This is a genomic window from Ruegeria sp. AG1 (assembly GCF_056541705.1).
In genome coordinates, this window is record NZ_JBQFYU010000004.1 from 210,133 (window position 1) to 226,507 (window position 16,375).

Sequence of the window (16,375 nt, forward strand, 5' to 3'; positions counted from 1 at the left end):
AACGCAAAGCGATCTAGGCGTTCTGCGGAGGCAGGTCCTCGGAGGCCTGCCCGTGCTGGGTTTTGTCCCAGAAGAACGGTTTGGCGGCCAGTTCCCACAATGCTTTGTAGGCCGCCACGACCCCGAGCGGGAAATAAAGGATCATGGTAGGCACCCAAGGTAGCAGAAAGCGCCGCTCTTTCGCCCAGACGGCGATGACGCCGATGATGAAATTCAACGCTTCTGCGGCCAGAAACAGCCAGATCAGGGTTTTGAAGGTCTGCATCGGGATCACCTGAAGGAACGGGTTGTTCAGCCCCAGGGTGGTCAGCCAGAACATCCACAAGACGGGGGCCAGCAGAAACTGCCCGACCGTACCCATGAAAAATGCCTGAATGCCGATGAATTTCAGCGGCCCCAGATCTCGCAGCAGGCGCAGCGGTGCACGCATATGGACAAGATAGGTGACCATGAAGCCTTTGAGCCAGCGGGAGCGTTGCTTGACCCAAGGCCAGGCGCGAAAGTTGGCCTCTTCAAAGGTGGTGGTGTTCACGATCTCGGTCCGGTAGCCGGCGCGGCAGAGGCGCACGCCCAGATCGGCGTCCTCGGTCACGTTGTGGGCGTCCCATCCGCCAAGCTCCAGCAGTTTGTCGCGGCGAAAAAAGAAGGTCGTGCCGCCCAGAGGGACCACGAACCCGAGCTTGGCGATCCCCGGAAGAATTACGCGGAACCAACTGTTATATTCGATGGTAAAGCAGCGAGAGCGCCAGTTGGTGCGCGGGTTGTAGTAATCCAGCGCGCCTTGGAGGCAGACAACGTCAGGTGCAGCCTGCGTGAAATGATCAACGACCCGCTCAATCTGGTCGGGTTGTGGGGCATCTTCGGCATCCCAAACCCCGAGAATGTCGCCCCGACAGAAATCCAAAGCGTAGTTCATGGCGCGAGGTTTGGTGGTCAGGCCGTTCAGCTCAGGTACTTCGATGGTTCGGATCCAACCGGGAAGGTCAACCTTTGACAATGTGTCCCGCGTGACATCGTCTTTTTCCTCCAGCACTAAAATCACGTCCAAAAGCGCCTTGGGGTAGGTCAGGCGCTGAAGGCGCCGGATCAACGCTCCTGCGATCTCACGCTCTTTGTACAAAGGAACCATGATCGACACGCAGGGCTGCCGCAGAGCGGTCACCGGCGAGGAGGGTGCAGGCTGCGGCCGCAAAGCTTGGTGGGCAAAGGCCAAGAGGCCCAAGAACCGCACGATCATGAACAACAGCAGCGACACCACAGCCGCGGTCGCCAGAACGGCCATTCCAGTCAGCGGAAACGAGACGAAGGCCAGTAACGCCAGCGCAACAATGCTGGCGCTGCGGGTTCGGCTCCAGGCGGTCCAGGTGCGGCAGCTTTGATCCTCGGTCACGCGGGCCTCGGCGTTTTGGGCCAACTGGTCCGAAAAGATCTGCGCAATCGAGCGGTCGATCTGATCGGCAACAGCGACAACCGGAACGATGGTTAAATCGCCGCCCGCCATTTCGACCGACACCGTGGCAAAGCGATCCGGGCGCGCGGTGGCGACAAATAGAAACGGACCGATCCGTAGCCAAGGGATCACATTGTGGCGAAGCCAGAACTCCATGGGTTTGAGAGCGCTTAGCTCAGCAGAAGGCGGGGTCTGCACCAGATCGGCGATCTGCAGGTTGGTTTGCGCGGACAAAGCGGCCAGAACGTCTTTGCGGCTGGCCCAGCCCTCACTCACCAGAATTTCTCCGAGCGGAGCGTTCTGGCGGGCCTGAAGGTCCAGCGCGTGATCCAGCTGGTCCTGCGTGATCACCCCTGCATCAACCAGACATGCCCCTACGGGTTTGCGAAGCTCAGGCGACGGGATAGGATGTGTTGCAGAGATTTGTTGTGCGTTCAAATCAACCATAAAAGAAAAAACCCCGACGCCTTTTGTTGGCGTCAGGGTTGATCAACTAAGGTTAACACGCGGTTAACTGTGATAAACACAGGGGTTATGGTGTTTATGCCTGTGTTTTTGCGTCCGCCATTGCGCTGGAGAAACGCTCGAACAGATAGAAACTGTCCTGCGGTCCGGGGGAGGCCTCGGGGTGGTATTGAACCGAATACACCGGGCGGTCGGTCATACGGATGCCGCAGTTGGAGCCGTCAAACAACGAACGGTGCGTTTCAACCACGCCGTCGGGCAGCGACTGCGCGTCGACCGCAAATCCGTGGTTCATCGAGGTGATTTCGACCTTGCCGGTTTCCAGATCCTTGACCGGGTGGTTCGCGCCGTGGTGGCCGTGGTTCATCTTGACGGTCTGCCCGCCAAGCGCCAAGGCCAGCATCTGGTGACCAAGGCAAATGCCAAAAACCGGCAGCTTGGTGGTGTCGAGGATCTCCTTGATCATCGGCACGGCATATTCGCCAGTGGCCGCCGGGTCGCCGGGGCCGTTGGACAGGAAGACACCGTCGGGCTCATGGGCCAGAACCTCGGCCGCGGTGGCAGTTGCGGGCAGAACGGTTACATCACATCCGGCCGACGCCAGGCAGCGCAGGATGTTGCGCTTTGCGCCGAAATCAAGGGCGACAACCTTGTGGGCAGGGGCCTCTTGCCGCTGATAGCCGTCGGGCCAGGCCCAACGCATCTCATCCCAGCGGTAACTTTGGGCGCAGGTGACGTCTTTCGCGAGGTCCATCCCTTCAAGCCCCGCAAAGCCGCGCGCAGCGGACACCAGTGCTTCGATATCGAAGTTGCCCTCGGGGTCGTGGGCCAATGCGACGTGCGGCGCACCCTGCTGGCGGATCGCGCGGGTCAGGCGGCGGGTGTCTACGCCACCGATCGCGATACGGCCACGACGCTCCAACCATCCCTTCAACTCTTCGGCCGAGCGCCAGTTTGACGGCTCGGTCGGGTCCCATTTGACGACCATGCCCGCAGCCACCGGATCGCCGGTTTCGTCGTCTTCGGGGTTCACGCCGACATTACCGATATGCGGGAAGGTGAAGGTAACGATCTGTCCCGCATAGGAGGGGTCGGTCATGATCTCTTGGTAGCCGGTCATGGCAGTGTTGAAGCACAGCTCGGCCACGGTCTGTCCGGTGGCGCCGAATCCCATTCCGTAGAACAAAGTTCCGTCGGCCAAAGCCAGACATGCGGTGGGCTTGGACGGGGCGTTCTGGGCCATGGCGCAACTCTCCTGCAGGTAAATCGGCGCATACCTAAGGGGGTTATACGTTCGGGTCAAGTCTGATCATTTTTTAGGCTATTGTTGTTTTTCAATAGCTTACCGGTATTCGCCCCCTGTTGTATCACGCTTTTTGTTTGGATATGTTCGGGGTTCCTTTGTCATGGGGATGGACAAACCATATGGACATGCGATCACGGGTGAATGCCGCCCTGAAGCAAGCGATGAAAGACAAAGCAGCTGAAAGGTTGTCGACTCTGCGGTTGATCAATGCTGCGATCAAGGATCGCGATATCGCCGCGCGCGGCTCGCAAAACGAAGAGGCCAAGGGCTGCGGTGACGCCGAGGTTCTTGAAATACTTGGTAAAATGACCAAGCAGCGAAAGGAAAGCGCCCGTGCCTATGAAGAGGGCGGGCGTCTGGATCTGGCGGAACGGGAATTGCTGGAAGTCTCGGTGATCGAGGAATTCCTGCCCAAGCAACTGGATGAAGATGAGGTCTCGAAAGCGATTCAGACCGCGATCATTGCGACCGGAGCGGGCTCGATCCGCGATATGGGGAAGGTGATGGGCGAGTTGAAGACGCGCTACACCGGTCAGATGGATTTCGGCAAGGTCGGTCCGATGGTCAAAGACCATCTATGTGCCGCCTCGAACGGCGACTGCTGAGGCTGAACCTCTACTGCGTGGCCGGTCCGCGCAGTTTTGCTATCAGGTCGTCATAGAGGGTGATCCGCTCATCCTCGGACAGAAACGCGCCAATCTCGACCTCGCGACCAGCTCCGATCAGGGTCACGTAGTGCGGCACTGGCCCACCGGTTTCGTGCATCTCGGGGCGGGCCCAATACCTGTTGCAAGACCATTCCTGCCGCTGTTTTCCTGGAGACTGATGGACCAGTCGCGCCTGGGAGCCGCTGAGTGTCAAAACCTCGACCGCGCTGCGTGCACGGTAGTTCGTCTGGATCGCGAGCCACAGGCCCAGAACCGTCAGCAACAGGAAGGGCAGCAACCCCCATAGGACAACCGATCCCAGCATGGCCAGAATGGGAATAAGGCCGAACGTGAAGACCGACAGGATCACGATCATCGCGCCGCGCGGGGGCAATGAGTTATGCGGCCAGAGGCGCAATTCCTGTTCGGTGTCCGAGGTATGATTCCATTGATAGGGCATAGTGGAAAACTAGCGCAAAGTTATGTGCTGTCTAAGGCTAAAGATCACACGACGTGGCCAACCCGGACCCAAGACAGCGCATCGTCCAATCTGTCATCGCCCCAGAAAACCTCGCCCCTTACGACTAGGCTGGGTGCGCCGAAAACCCCGAGGCGTTTTGCGTGGTCAGTTTCAGCCTCTAGCGCCGCGACGGCATCGGGGCTGCGCGCGCGGGAAAGGACAAGGCGGGGATCTTGCTGGCACCGCAAAAGGGCCTCTGACAGAGCGGTCTCACTGCCTGCTTCAACGCCGTCTTCAAACCAGATCCGGTAGAGGTTCTGGGTGAAATCCTTGCCCCAACCTTCACTCATCCCGAGTAGGGCGATCTGATTGGCCAGAGGCAGGTCCGAAATGGGGTAGGGTGCAGGTAGCTTGGCATGGATGTGATACTTGGCCGCCCGGCGTTCGATATCACGCCACATATATGCAGATTTCACCGGCTTACCTGCAAAGGGCACGTTCTGCTGTTCGGACATCACGCTGCGCACGTTGAACGGGCGCCAACGAACTGAGGCGTCGTTCTCAGTGCACCAATCATCAAGGCGCATGATCGTCAGAAAGCTGTATGTGCTGCCGATCGAATACCAAAAGTCAATTTCGGGCATCTGGACCCTCCCCGGATTGCCGGATGAGTTTCCCTTACCAGAATAGCCTATTTTGCCCGATCTGGCGATGTGTTGTTCCAAAAGGTAAATGCGCAAAGAAAAACCCCGCCGGGATGGCGGGGTTTCTTTGTTTCTCAGGTCGGGCTTAGTGCGCGTGGCCTTTGTCCCAGTCTTCCTGCTTTGGCAGCTGCTCGAACGTGTGCTCGGGCGGCGGGGTCGGCAGGGTCCATTCCAGAGTATCCGCGTACTCGTTCCACGGGTTCGGACGGGTTTCCTTTGCGCCGCGGAAGAGGGCGTAGAACACGATGCCGAAGAACAGCAGGAACGAAGCGAAGGACACGAAAGCACCGATCGACGACACGAAGTTCCACTGAGCGAATGCCTCAGGGTAGTCGATATAGCGGCGCGGCATGCCCTGGCGACCCAAGAAGTGCTGAGGGAAGAAGGTCAGGTTGGCGCCGATGAAGAACATCCAGAAGTGAACCTTGCCCCAGAACTCCGAATACTGACGGCCTGTCATCTTCGAGAAGTAGAAGTAGACGCCAGCGAAGATCGCGAAGACGGCACCCAAGCTCATCACATAGTGGAAGTGCGCCACAACGTAGTAGGTGTCGTGATAGGCACGGTCGATACCGGCTTGCGACAAAACCACGCCTGTCACACCGCCAACGGTGAACAGGAACAGGAAGCCGAAGGCGAACAGCATCGGTGTCTTGAACTCGATCGAGCCGCCCCACATGGTCGCGATCCACGAGAAGACCTTAACACCAGTCGGAACCGCAATGACCATCGTGGCCAGCATGAAATAGGCCTGCTGACGTAGCGACATGCCAACGGTGTACATGTGGTGCGCCCATACGACGAAGCCCAGAACGCCGATCGCGATGATCGCCCAGACCATCGGCAGGTAACCGAAGATCGGCTTGCGTGCGAAGGTTGCAATCACGTGGCTGATGATGCCGAAGCCGGGCAGGATCACGATGTACACTTCCGGGTGGCCGAAGAACCACAGGATGTGCTGATAGAGGATCGGGTCGCCGCCGCCAGCCGGATCGAAGAAGGTGAAGCCAAAGTTACGGTCCATCAGCAGCATGGTGATCGCGCCCGCCAGAACCGGCAGCGACAGCAGAATCAGCCACGAGGTGACGAAGATCGACCAGCTGAACAGCGGTACCTTGAACAGGGTCATCCCCGGGGCACGCATGTTCAGGAAGGTGGTGATCATGTTGATCGCGCCCAGAATCGATGACGCGCCCGAAACGTGAACGGCGAAGATCGCGAGGTCCATGGACATGCCGCCCTCGGTCGTGGACAACGGCGGGTAAAGAACCCAGCCCACGCCTGAACCCAATTGGTCGTTACCGCCGGGGCTGAGCAGCGAGGCCACACCCAGAGAGGTACCAGCGACGTACAGCCAGAAGGACAGGTTGTTCATCCGCGGAAACGCCATATCTGGCGCGCCGATCTGCAACGGCATAAAATAGTTACCAAATCCGCCGAAAAGGGCGGGAATGACAACGAAGAACATCATCAGAACACCGTGATAGGTAATCATCACGTTCCACAGATGGCCGTTGGGTGTACATGGATCGGCCATGAAGCCTTCCAGGCACATGTACTGTACACCGGGGTGCATCAGCTCAAGCCGCATGTAAACGGTCATTGCCACCGAGATGAACCCGGCGATAGCCGAGAAGATCAGGTAGAGAATCCCGATGTCCTTGTGGTTGGTCGACATGAACCAGCGCTGAAAGAACGAGCGCTCGTCTTCATGATCGTGGCCATGAATGGCTGCGTCTGCCATTTTAGGTGCCTCCTGTTGCAACTACGCCGCGCAACCAGACCTCTCCGGTGCGCGGGATTACTGCTGGTTTTAGATTGCGTTGAGGTTGCCTTCAATGGCCGAGTTTGATCTGGATCAAGAATAATTGTCGCGGGCAGAGCGCTGCGCCGCGAATTCAGATCATCGATGGCTCGAATCTGGCTATTTCATCCCAGCTTTCAAGAGGTCACGAAGGTTCGTCAGCCTGAATCGGCCGAGTTCCGCCTTGACCGACGCACGTTCGAACCGCAGAACTCCTTTGAACCCATTGCAATTTCAGAGGCCCGACATGTCAGCATATGATCCGGACAATATTTTCGCTAAAATCCTGCGCGGCGAAATCCCCTCGACCCGCGTATACGAAGATGACGAGACGCTGGCGTTCATGGACATCATGCCTCGCGCCGATGGTCATCTGTTGGTCATCCCGAAAACCCCTTGCCGAAATGTGCTGGACGCCACGCCCGAGCAGTTGAATGCCGTTATGGCGACCGTTCAGAAACTGGCCCGCGCTGCCAAGCGGGCGTTCGACGCCGGTGGGGTGACCATTCAGCAGTTCAACGAAGCCGCAGGCGGGCAGGAGGTCTTCCACCTGCATTTCCACATTCTGCCCCGACATGAAGGTGAACCCCTGCGCGCACCCGGCAAGATGGGAGATTTCGAAGTGATCGCTAAACACGCCGAGCAGATCAAGGCGGCGCTCTAGCTCTCGGCGATGCGGGAATTCGGGTATCGGGCCGTCCGAACTGCCTTAAGCATAGCCCGGAAACGAAATTGCCGTTCCGATTTGGGGTCGGAACGGCAGACTCGTACTCATACACATTACGGGTCACCGGAGCAGATCCGGGTTACCGGTTAACATACCACTCACTCAAGACTGGTAGGACAATGTTACTCTTTAACCGGGCGAATGTATGCCGGTTTAATGGAATTTGGTTAAGCTTTTACTTAAATGGCCACAATTGCTGTCGAATATTGCAGGGTTGAAATGACCGATAGCTGCAGCTTGGAAACAGAGGGGCGCGTGCGTAGGGATTGTACGTGGATTTGGGCGCCTCAGCGATTCGATCAAGGCATTTGATGCGCTAGGCTCAGGACGCATAGCCAATAGGAAAAGCGTGCGACGAACGCGGTTTCGAACAGGAACGTCTTGGGGCGCTAGTCCTACCTTATCGCCACGCGCCGCCGGTCCTTCAGCCCGCCAAACAAGATCGCGTATCTAGGTGCCTTGAACAACCTGCATGGCGCTCAAGTCGTTTTGCTATGCAACAGTAGGAAAGCTAAGGCGCGGCAATGGTGATCCGTCAAAGACGAACGCAAAGCAACTTTTAAGTTACAAAGAAAAGTCGCGGCATCGAGGGGAAGCGGCCAAGCTATTGTTTTTGTTGGTGCGGTCGAGAAGACTCGAACTTCCACGGGAGTTACCCCACAGCGACCTCAACGCTGCGCGTCTACCAATTCCGCCACGACCGCACTGCCAATGACTTGGTAGCGCGGCGTATAGACCCTTGGAACCCGGATGTGAAGAGGCAAAAGCGCGTTGGTTTAAATTCAGCACCGGCATTCATATCTTTAACAGCCAACCGCCTTGTAGGAGCCCCCGATGACCACCCCTGATACCCGCCCCGTTGTTCAGATTGATGTTGTCTCTGATGTTGTATGTCCTTGGTGTATCGTCGGCTTCAAACAGCTTGATCAGGCGTTGCAGCAGCAAAACGTACTCGCGCGGCTCAGGTGGCATCCGTTCGAGCTGAACCCGCAGATGCCAGCCGAAGGGCAGAACCTGCGCGAACACATTATGGAGAAATACGGCAGCACCGCCGAGCAAAGCGCGCAGGCGCGAGAGAGGCTGACCTCGATTGGGGCAGAGCTTGGCTTTGATTTCAATTTCACCGACGACAGCCGCATGGTGAATACGTTCCAGGCGCATCAGTTGTTGGACTGGGCCGAGGGGCAGGGGCGGCAGCATCCGCTGAAACTGGCGCTCTTTAAAGCGTATTTTACGGATCAAAAGGATGTCTCTGACATCGATGTTCTTGCAGACGCGGCTGAGGCTGCCGGGTTGGACCCGCAAGCCGCGCGGGCGGCTTTGGCATCCGGGGATCATCAGGCCTCGGTGCGGGAGAAACAGCAATTCTGGACCAGTCGCGGCATTTCCGGCGTGCCTTCGATGGTGTTCGCCGGGAAATACCTGACTACAGGGGCGCAAGGGGTCGAGACATACGCCAATGTCCTCAAGCAATGTCTGGAAGAGGCCGCGTGACCTCTTTCCCCCAACCAACCGGCGCGGTATGAGGCAAGCATGGAATGGAAGATCTCAGACGGGCTGACCGACTACCAGGAGGCCGTCGCCTTTATGGAGGCGCGCGTGGCGGCTATTGCGGCAGGCGAGGCTGACGAATGCGTCTGGCTGCTGGAACACCCACCCCTTTACACGGCGGGTACGTCTGCGCGACTCGAGGATCTAACCGACCCTGACCGGTTCCCTGTCTATGAAAGCAAGCGTGGCGGGGAATACACCTATCACGGCCCCGGCCAGCGCGTCGCCTATGTCATGCTCGACCTGAACAAGCGAGGCCGTGATGTGCGCCTGTTTGTAAAGCAGCTCGAGATCTGGGTGATCGCCGCATTGGACGAGTTCAACGTCAAAGGCGAGATTCGCGACGGACGTGTTGGCGTGTGGGTGCAGCGGGACGACAAGCCACTGACGATCACTGGACAACCCGCGGAAGACAAGATCGCCGCTATTGGTCTGCGCCTGCGAAAATGGGTCAGCTTTCACGGCATCTCGATCAATGTTGAGCCTGAGCTGGACCATTTCTCGGGCATTGTGCCCTGCGGCATTCGGGAACACGGCGTGACATCGCTGGTTGACTTGGGGTTGCCGGTGACCATGGCAGATGTGGATACTGCCCTGCAAAAGACCTTTGCGGAAGTCTTCGAACAAGCCGACGCCTAGGGCTCCAGCACTATCTCTTGCCGTAGTTTCGCAGTGGTTTTGTCGAAGATCAGGATGCGGTTGTCGTCAGTGACGACGCCATACCAGTTGTTCCCGATCGTTACCGCTTGTGCTTTGGCTCCATCCGGCAGTTCGATCTGATCGGGCAGGGTTGGGGTCCGGTCCGATAGCCGGATGACAATCAGTGCGAATGTCACTAGAACCCCGCCAATCATCACCGCGGTCAGCAACATGACCATGCGCCGAAGCAGCCTCAGCTGTGGCGTTTCCTGCGGTTCTTCTTGAGGTTCGGAAGGGACAGTCATGGGCACCCGACAGGTTGAGTTTCAGATCGCGGCCGCTCCGCCGCCTCGCCTTGATAAGGCGCTTTCGCGGGATGTTCCAGCCGAGGAAAACCTGTCACGCACCCGTCTGGCGCGTTTGATCGAGGAAGGTTCGGTTCTGGTCGAGGGCGCTGAGGTGCGCGATCCGAAGGCCAAGGTGGCGGAAGGGGCCGTGGTGGTCATCACGGTTGCAGAAGCCGAAGACAGCCATATCGGCCCCGAGGATATCCCGCTGGAGGTGGTTTTCGAGGATGACGACCTGATTGTGGTGAACAAACCTGCCGGCATGGTCGTGCATCCCGCGCCGGGCTCGCCAAGCGGAACGCTTGTGAATGCATTGCTTCATCACTGCGGGGCGGATTTATCCGGCGTAGGCGGGGTCAAACGACCCGGCATCGTTCACCGGATCGACAAGGAAACCAGTGGGCTTCTTGTGGTCGCCAAGTCGGATGCAGCTCACCACGGGCTTGCGGCGCAATTCGAGGCGCATAGTGTTGAACGCTACTATCGAGCGGTTTGCTACGGGGTGCCGGATGCCAATGATCCGCGCTTGCGGGGTGTCAAAGGTGTCAGTTTCGAGCCGGGCAACATTATGCGCTTGACCACTCAGCTTGCCCGGCACAAGACCGACCGCCAGAAACAGGCGGTTCTGTTTCACGGAGGACGGCACGCGGTGACGCGTGCGCGCGTGGTCGATACATTTGGTGCCCCGGCGGGGCTCGCACTAGTGGAATGCTGGTTGGAAACGGGGCGTACACATCAGATTCGCGTGCACATGGCCCATGCAGGCCATGGTCTGGTCGGTGATCCGGTCTATGGCGGCAAACGTAAATTGGCGGTCAAAGCGTTCAGTGCGGCAAGCTCTGAGGCCGTCCGCGCCTTTCCGCGTCAGGCGTTGCATGCCGCCGTTTTGGGCTTTGAAAACCCGGTAACAGGCGAAAACCTTCGATTTGAAGCGGATCTGCCGCAGGACATGCAGGACCTGATTGAAACGCTGCGCACGCCTCTGTCATAATATGCAAACTCCTGTGAGTAAGAGTTTCTTAGCTTTCCTTTACCCAAGCTTAATTTCAAACTGTTAACGGTACCTCTTGAAAGGGATGGGTTCCTTACCCATATCGTATGTTAAAGAGCTAAACATTTGTCGGAGGGACATCAAAATGGCAAATTACGCAAATCTCCCCGCGCCGACGCCTGAGGGCGGCCTGAACCGCTATATGCAGGAAATTCGCAAGTTTCCCCTGCTGGAGCCGGAAGAAGAATACATGCTGGCCAAGCGCTGGGTCGAAGAGCAGGACACCGAGTCCGCTCATAAAATGGTCACGTCGCATCTGCGTCTGGCGGCCAAGATTGCCATGGGCTATCGCGGCTACGGTTTGCCGCAGGCCGAGGTTATTTCCGAGGCCAATGTGGGCCTGATGCAGGCGGTCAAACGGTTCGACCCGGAAAAGGGCTTCCGTCTGGCGACCTATGCAATGTGGTGGATTCGCGCCTCGATCCAGGAATACATCCTGCGGTCCTGGTCGCTGGTGAAGCTGGGCACGACCTCGGCGCAGAAAAAGCTGTTCTTCAACCTGCGCAAGGCCAAGGCGCGTATCGGTGCGTTGGAAGAGGGCGACCTGCGTCCTGAGAACGTCGCTCAGATCGCCAATGATCTTGGCGTGACCGAGGAAGAAGTCATCAGCATGAACCGCCGCATGTCGGGCGGCGATGCCTCGCTGAACGCGACCGTCGGGTCCGAGGGTGAAGGCACCATGCAGTGGCAGGACTGGCTTGAGGACGAAGATGCCGATCAGGCGGGCGACTACGAAGCCCGTGATGAGCTGGACGCCCGGCGTGAGCTGCTGGCAGCCTCCCTTGAGGTGCTGAATGATCGCGAGAAGGACATCCTCACCCAGCGTCGCTTGATGGATCAGCCAGTGACTTTGGAAGAACTCAGCACACAATACAATGTGAGCCGCGAGCGTATCCGTCAGATCGAGGTCCGAGCTTTTGAGAAACTTCAAAAGAAAATGCGCGATCTGGCCCGTGAAAAGGGAATGCTTGCGACCCGCTAGGTCCAAGGATCGAACAGCCCGCAGATATCTGCGGGCTGTTTTTATATCAATGAAAATTAATGCCTTGCATTTGAATCCTCATCCTCTTTTCATCGTGTGTTGACACTTGACCCGGCTCCGTCTTGAGTCTGCGTCACATCTAAATAGCTTGATCAGGGAGAGAGCGATGCAGAAACCAGTTCAATTTGGTGTTCTGGGGGCTGCCAAATTTGCGCGGCAGTATATGGCTCCGGCGATTCACGCGGCAGATGGCGCGCGTTTGGCGGGGCTTGCGACTTCGAACGCGGTGAAGGCCGAGCCGTTTCAGGCCTTCTGCCCGGATCTGACGGTCTATGACAGCTACGACGCGCTGCTGGACGATCCCGAGATCGAGGCCGTCTATATCCCGCTGCCGAACCACATGCATGTCGAATGGAGCCTGAAGGCGCTGGACGCGGGCAAACATGTGCTGTGTGAAAAGCCGATGACGATGCAGGCGGCTGAGTTCGATGCTCTGATCGATAAGCGCGATCAGACAGGTTTGCTGGCGGCTGAGGCCTATATGATCGTGCATCACCCTCAGTGGCAGTTCGTGCAGAAACTGATCGCTGATGGTGCCATTGGCAAGCTGGTCCATGTGACCGGCGCGTTCAGTTTCGACAATCGAGAGGAAGTGACCAACATTCGCAATCGTGCAGAGACCGGCGGGGGCGGGCTGCGGGATATCGGGGTGTACGTTATCGGCGGCGCCCGGTTTGCCACAGGCCAGGAGCCCTCCGCGGTTCAGTCCGCGGTCCGTTGGCAGGACGGCATCGACACGTTCACCGAAATTCGCGCGCAATTCCCGAGCTTTACCTATTCGGCCTATGTCTCGATCCGGATGCACCCGCATCAAGAGATGGTGTTTCACGGCGAGGGCGGTGTTATCCGCCTGACAGCCCCGTTCAACGCGCGGGTGTTCGGCGAGGCGCGGGTCGAGGTGCATCGACCGGGGCTTGAGGTTCAGGTGACCCGGTTCCCAGGCGACGATCACTACAAACTGCAAGTTGAGGCCTTCTGCCGCTCGGTCCGCGACGGGGTGGCCTATCCATGCCCGCTGGAATTCTCGCGCGGGACGCAAGAGATGATTGATCGCGTGTTCGCGGATGCCGTTCCCCTCTGACTTGCCAGCAGTCGCCCGCAGCGCGTATTCTGTGCTGCATCCACAAAAGGAGAGGTGTCATGGCCGGAGGTTGGGCCCGCGATGGTGCGGTCAGTGAACAGATCGAAGCGTCGATCTCCGACGAACTGGCCCGCATGCAGGCGCAAAAACGCCCAGTAGGCGAAAGCCTGACCCATTGCGCGGAATGTGAGGAACCCATTCCCGAAAAGCGCCGCCAAGCGCTGCCCGGTGTCAAGCTGTGTCTGGACTGCCAGCAGGATAGGGATGGGACCTATCAGCAACGGGCAGGCATCAACCGGCGCGGATCAAAAGACAGCCAGTTGAAATAGGCTAGGCGCAAGATGCCTAACTCTGCTGCGAAACAACCAATGATGCAGAACGGGTTGCTACTTGGGTTTCTAGCCGCGTTTCTCTGGGGCACGCATAGTGTAATCGTACGCTATCTGACGAGCGATCTGGGTGGACTGCAGATCGCAGTGACCCGCTTGTTCATCGCGGCACTGGCGATTTATTGCATTTTGCGGGTCATGCGTGTGCCCGTTTCGATCGAACACAAAGACTGGAACTTTCGGCTAGCCGTACTGTCGACTTTCGTGAACTATGTCCTGTTTCACATAGGGCTGGAACATACAGGCGCCGCCAATGCAATGGTCTTGGAAAACACCGCCCCGTTTTTCGTGCTGCTTTTCCTTTATTTCTTTGCAGATACACCAGTTACGCGCGTGGATGTACTCGCCACGATACTAGCGATTTTTGGGGTGTTCCTGACCGTGTTCCGAGATTTTCAGGGTGGCGGAGAGCCTTTGTTCGGTGATCTTTTGGAAATTGGCGCAGGGCTTAGTTGGGCCGTGTTTCTGGTTTCAAGTAGCCGGGCCATGCGCAATTCGACCTCAACAGCCGAGCGATTGAACTTTCTATTCGGAATTTTTGTCTGCGCTGGTGCACTGTTGCTACCATTGGCTGCGTTTTCCCTGCAAACCCCGACGGCGAAGGATGTGATTTTTCTGATCCTACTGGGCGTCCTTCCCACGGCGATGGCCTACTACCTCTGGTACGAGGCCGCCGCGCGCGTATCGACCTTGACGGCAACGTTGATGTTTGCCGCTTCTGTCGTTTTCACGTTTATCAATTCGGCGCTGTTCCTGGGGGCCGCGATCACACCGATTGCGGCCCTAGGAGCTATTTTGATTGTGGCTGCAGTCTTCCTGACGACAAAGAAACAGGAGTGATCAGCCCTCCATCGCTTCCAGTTCGTCAATGAATCCCGAGATCATCGACAGGCCCTTGTCCCAGAACTTGGGATCGCTTGCGTCCAGCCCAAACGGAGCGAGCAGATCCTTGTGGTGTTTCGACCCACCGGCGCGCAGCATCTCGAAATACTTGTCCTCGAACCCCTCAGCACCGCTTTCGTAGACCGAATAAAGCGCGTTCACGAGGCCGTCTCCAAACGCATAGGCGTAGACGTAGAAGGGGGAATGCACGAAATGGGGGATATAGGCCCAGAACGTTTCATACCCTTCCATGAATTCGAATGACGGCCCGAGGCTTTCCGCCTGAACGCTCATCCACAGTGCGTTGATGTCATCCGGGGTTAGCTCACCCTCGCGGCGAGCAGCGTGCAGCTTGCATTCGAAATCGTAGAAGGCGATCTGGCGGACGACCGTGTTGATCATGTCTTCGACCTTGCCAGCCAGTAGGACTTTGCGCTGTTCCTTGGTTTCGGCCTTGTCCAGCATTTTGCGGAAGGTCAGCATTTCACCAAAAACGCTGGCGGTTTCGGCCAGTGTCAGCGGGGTCGAGGACAGCATCTCGCCCTGGTTTGCCGCCAGTACCTGATGGACACCGTGGCCAAGTTCATGTGCCAGGGTCATCACGTCGCGCGGTTTACCCAGATAGTTGAGCATCACGTAAGGATGGACATCGGTCACGGTTGGATGGGCGAAGGCGCCGGGCGCTTTACCCGGCTTCACCGCCGCGTCGATCCAACCTTTAGAAAAGAACGGCGAGGCAATCTCACCCATGCGCGGATCAAAGGCGTTATAGGCATCCATCACCGTCTTCTCGGCCTCGTCCCAGCCGACGATGCGGGTGTCTTCCATTGGCAGTGGCGCGTTGCGGTCCCAGACCTGCATCACGTCAAGCCCCAGCCATTTGCGTTTGAGTTCGTAGTACCGGTGGCTCAGCTTGGGGTAGGCGGCGACCACGGCTTCGCGCAGGGCTTCGACCACTTCGGGCTCGACGTCGTTCGACAAGTGGCGACCGGTCTGAGCGGTTGGCATGTTGCGCCAACGGTCGACGATTTCCTTTTCCTTGGCCTGCGTGTTGTGAACGCGGGCGAAGGTTTTGATGTTTTCCTGAAACACTGAGGCCAGCTCGCGCGAGGCCGCCTCGCGTTTGCTACGGTCCTGTTCGGTAAGCAGGTTCAGGATGCCTTCGATGTTCAGCTCTTCGCCGTCGACGGTGAAGGTCAGGCCTGCGATGGTCTCGTCGAACAAACGCTCCCACGCGTCACCGACAACGCCGAGGTCGTGGAGGAATTTCTCCAATTCGTCAGACAGTTGGTAGGGTTTCATCGCGCGGATGCGGCGGAAGACAGGCTCATAACGCGCAAGATCAGCGTTGGCCGCGAAATGCGCCTGCAGAACGTCGTCTTCGATGCGGTTGATCTCGAGCGTGAAGAACACCAGAGGGGTGGTGAAGACGGTGATCTTTTCCTGCATGTCCGACATGAATTTTGCGCGATCGGCGTCGGTCGTAAGTTGGTAGTAGCGCAGACCGGCGAAGGACATGATCCGCCCGGCGATGGCGTTGATCTTTTCGTTGCGATGCACACAGGTCAGCAGGCCTGCGGCGTCCAGATCGGCCAATTTGCCTTCGTAGTCCAAGGCGAATGAGGCGCACTCGCCCTCAAGCCAGTCCAGATCCCGCGCCAGCTCGGCCGCTTCTTCCGAGGCATATAGGTCGGTCAGGTCCCATTCGGGCAGGTTGCCAAGGTTATCGGAACCGCCGACTGCATTTGCATCACGGACGGGAAAGGGCAGGTCGCGCATGGAACACCTCTGAATAGCATTGTTGCCAAACATCTAGGGCTGGCGCGCCCG

At 58.0% G+C, this 16,375-nt stretch carries 16 protein-coding genes and 1 tRNA gene; 9 read left to right on the plus strand and 8 right to left on the minus strand.

Translation table 11 applies throughout. The features are described 5' to 3' along the window. Positions 1 to 13 precede the first annotated feature (13 nt). Together ACR0B5_RS07505 and carA are read right to left on the minus strand one after the other, a co-directional pair. Complete coding sequence (locus ACR0B5_RS07505) at positions 14 to 1,897, minus strand: glycosyltransferase (RefSeq protein WP_480539612.1); 1,884 nt, start codon at positions 1,895 to 1,897, stop codon at positions 14 to 16. Between the two features lie 94 nt (positions 1,898 to 1,991). Beyond that, a complete protein-coding gene (gene carA, locus ACR0B5_RS07510) occupies positions 1,992 to 3,158 on the minus strand; it encodes a glutamine-hydrolyzing carbamoyl-phosphate synthase small subunit (protein WP_480539614.1) in 1,167 nt (388 codons plus the stop codon). 182 nt (positions 3,159 to 3,340) lie between these two features. Between carA and ACR0B5_RS07515 the strand changes: the two genes are divergently transcribed. After that, entirely contained in the window at positions 3,341 to 3,826 is a 486-nt protein-coding gene (locus ACR0B5_RS07515; RefSeq protein ID WP_480539616.1) for a GatB/YqeY domain-containing protein, read from the plus strand. A gap of 10 nt (positions 3,827 to 3,836) precedes the next feature. Here ACR0B5_RS07515 and ACR0B5_RS07520 read toward each other — a convergent pair whose 3' ends face one another. The 3 genes from ACR0B5_RS07520 to ctaD form a co-directional block, all read right to left on the minus strand. Continuing rightward, positions 3,837 to 4,328: a DUF2244 domain-containing protein gene (locus ACR0B5_RS07520; RefSeq protein ID WP_480539618.1), complete on the minus strand. Its 492-nt coding sequence runs from the start codon at positions 4,326 to 4,328 to the stop codon at positions 3,837 to 3,839. Between the two features lie 44 nt (positions 4,329 to 4,372). Then, the gene (locus tag ACR0B5_RS07525; protein WP_480539620.1) at positions 4,373 to 4,972 is read right to left on the minus strand and encodes a DsbA family protein; all 600 of its coding nucleotides are present in this window, start codon (positions 4,970 to 4,972) and stop codon (positions 4,373 to 4,375) included. A 145-nt stretch (positions 4,973 to 5,117) separates the two neighbouring features. Continuing rightward, a complete protein-coding gene (gene ctaD / locus ACR0B5_RS07530) occupies positions 5,118 to 6,776 on the minus strand; it encodes a cytochrome c oxidase subunit I (RefSeq protein WP_170470015.1) in 1,659 nt (552 codons plus the stop codon). A 307-nt stretch (positions 6,777 to 7,083) separates the two neighbouring features. Here ctaD and ACR0B5_RS07535 point away from each other — a divergent pair, with 307 nt between their 5' ends. Next, entirely contained in the window at positions 7,084 to 7,500 is a 417-nt protein-coding gene (locus tag ACR0B5_RS07535) for an HIT family protein (RefSeq protein WP_480524535.1), read from the plus strand. Positions 7,501 to 8,180: 680 nt separating this feature from the next. Here the strand turns inward: ACR0B5_RS07535 and ACR0B5_RS07540 are convergent. Next, positions 8,181 to 8,267, minus strand: a tRNA-Leu gene (locus tag ACR0B5_RS07540). A gap of 130 nt (positions 8,268 to 8,397) precedes the next feature. Between ACR0B5_RS07540 and ACR0B5_RS07545 the strand changes: the two genes are divergently transcribed. Next, on the plus strand, positions 8,398 to 9,057 hold the full coding sequence (locus ACR0B5_RS07545) for a DsbA family oxidoreductase (RefSeq protein WP_480539622.1): 660 nt from the start codon (positions 8,398 to 8,400) through the stop codon (positions 9,055 to 9,057). A 39-nt stretch (positions 9,058 to 9,096) separates the two neighbouring features. Beyond that, complete coding sequence (lipB, locus tag ACR0B5_RS07550) at positions 9,097 to 9,753, plus strand: lipoyl(octanoyl) transferase LipB (RefSeq protein WP_170642200.1); 657 nt, start codon at positions 9,097 to 9,099, stop codon at positions 9,751 to 9,753. Here lipB and ACR0B5_RS07555 read toward each other — a convergent pair. Then, positions 9,750 to 10,058 (minus strand): DUF6476 family protein, encoded by a 309-nt coding sequence (locus tag ACR0B5_RS07555; RefSeq protein ID WP_170551447.1) that lies wholly within the window; start codon positions 10,056 to 10,058, stop codon positions 9,750 to 9,752. The two genes, lipB and ACR0B5_RS07555, sit on opposite strands and share 4 nt — an antisense overlap. Here ACR0B5_RS07555 and ACR0B5_RS07560 point away from each other — a divergent pair. From ACR0B5_RS07560 to ACR0B5_RS07580, 5 genes are all read left to right on the plus strand, one after another. After that, on the plus strand, positions 10,057 to 11,091 hold the full coding sequence (locus ACR0B5_RS07560) for an RluA family pseudouridine synthase (protein ID WP_480539624.1): 1,035 nt from the start codon (positions 10,057 to 10,059) through the stop codon (positions 11,089 to 11,091). The two genes, ACR0B5_RS07555 and ACR0B5_RS07560, sit on opposite strands and share 2 nt — an antisense overlap. Before the next feature lie 145 nt (positions 11,092 to 11,236). Continuing rightward, positions 11,237 to 12,133, plus strand: a complete 897-nt coding sequence (gene rpoH / locus ACR0B5_RS07565; protein WP_480539626.1) for an RNA polymerase sigma factor RpoH — start codon at positions 11,237 to 11,239, stop codon at positions 12,131 to 12,133. A 166-nt stretch (positions 12,134 to 12,299) separates the two neighbouring features. Then, the gene (locus ACR0B5_RS07570) at positions 12,300 to 13,274 is read left to right on the plus strand and encodes a Gfo/Idh/MocA family protein (RefSeq protein WP_480539628.1); all 975 of its coding nucleotides are present in this window, start codon (positions 12,300 to 12,302) and stop codon (positions 13,272 to 13,274) included. Between the two features lie 59 nt (positions 13,275 to 13,333). Beyond that, on the plus strand, positions 13,334 to 13,603 hold the full coding sequence (locus ACR0B5_RS07575) for a DksA/TraR family C4-type zinc finger protein (RefSeq protein ID WP_170457942.1): 270 nt from the start codon (positions 13,334 to 13,336) through the stop codon (positions 13,601 to 13,603). Between the two features lie 12 nt (positions 13,604 to 13,615). Beyond that, the gene (locus ACR0B5_RS07580; protein WP_475217778.1) at positions 13,616 to 14,503 is read left to right on the plus strand and encodes a DMT family transporter; all 888 of its coding nucleotides are present in this window, start codon (positions 13,616 to 13,618) and stop codon (positions 14,501 to 14,503) included. Here the strand turns inward: ACR0B5_RS07580 and ACR0B5_RS07585 are convergent, their stop codons facing one another. Further along, entirely contained in the window at positions 14,504 to 16,324 is a 1,821-nt protein-coding gene (locus tag ACR0B5_RS07585) for a M3 family oligoendopeptidase (protein WP_480539631.1), read from the minus strand. Between the last annotated feature and the right edge of the window lie 51 nt (positions 16,325 to 16,375).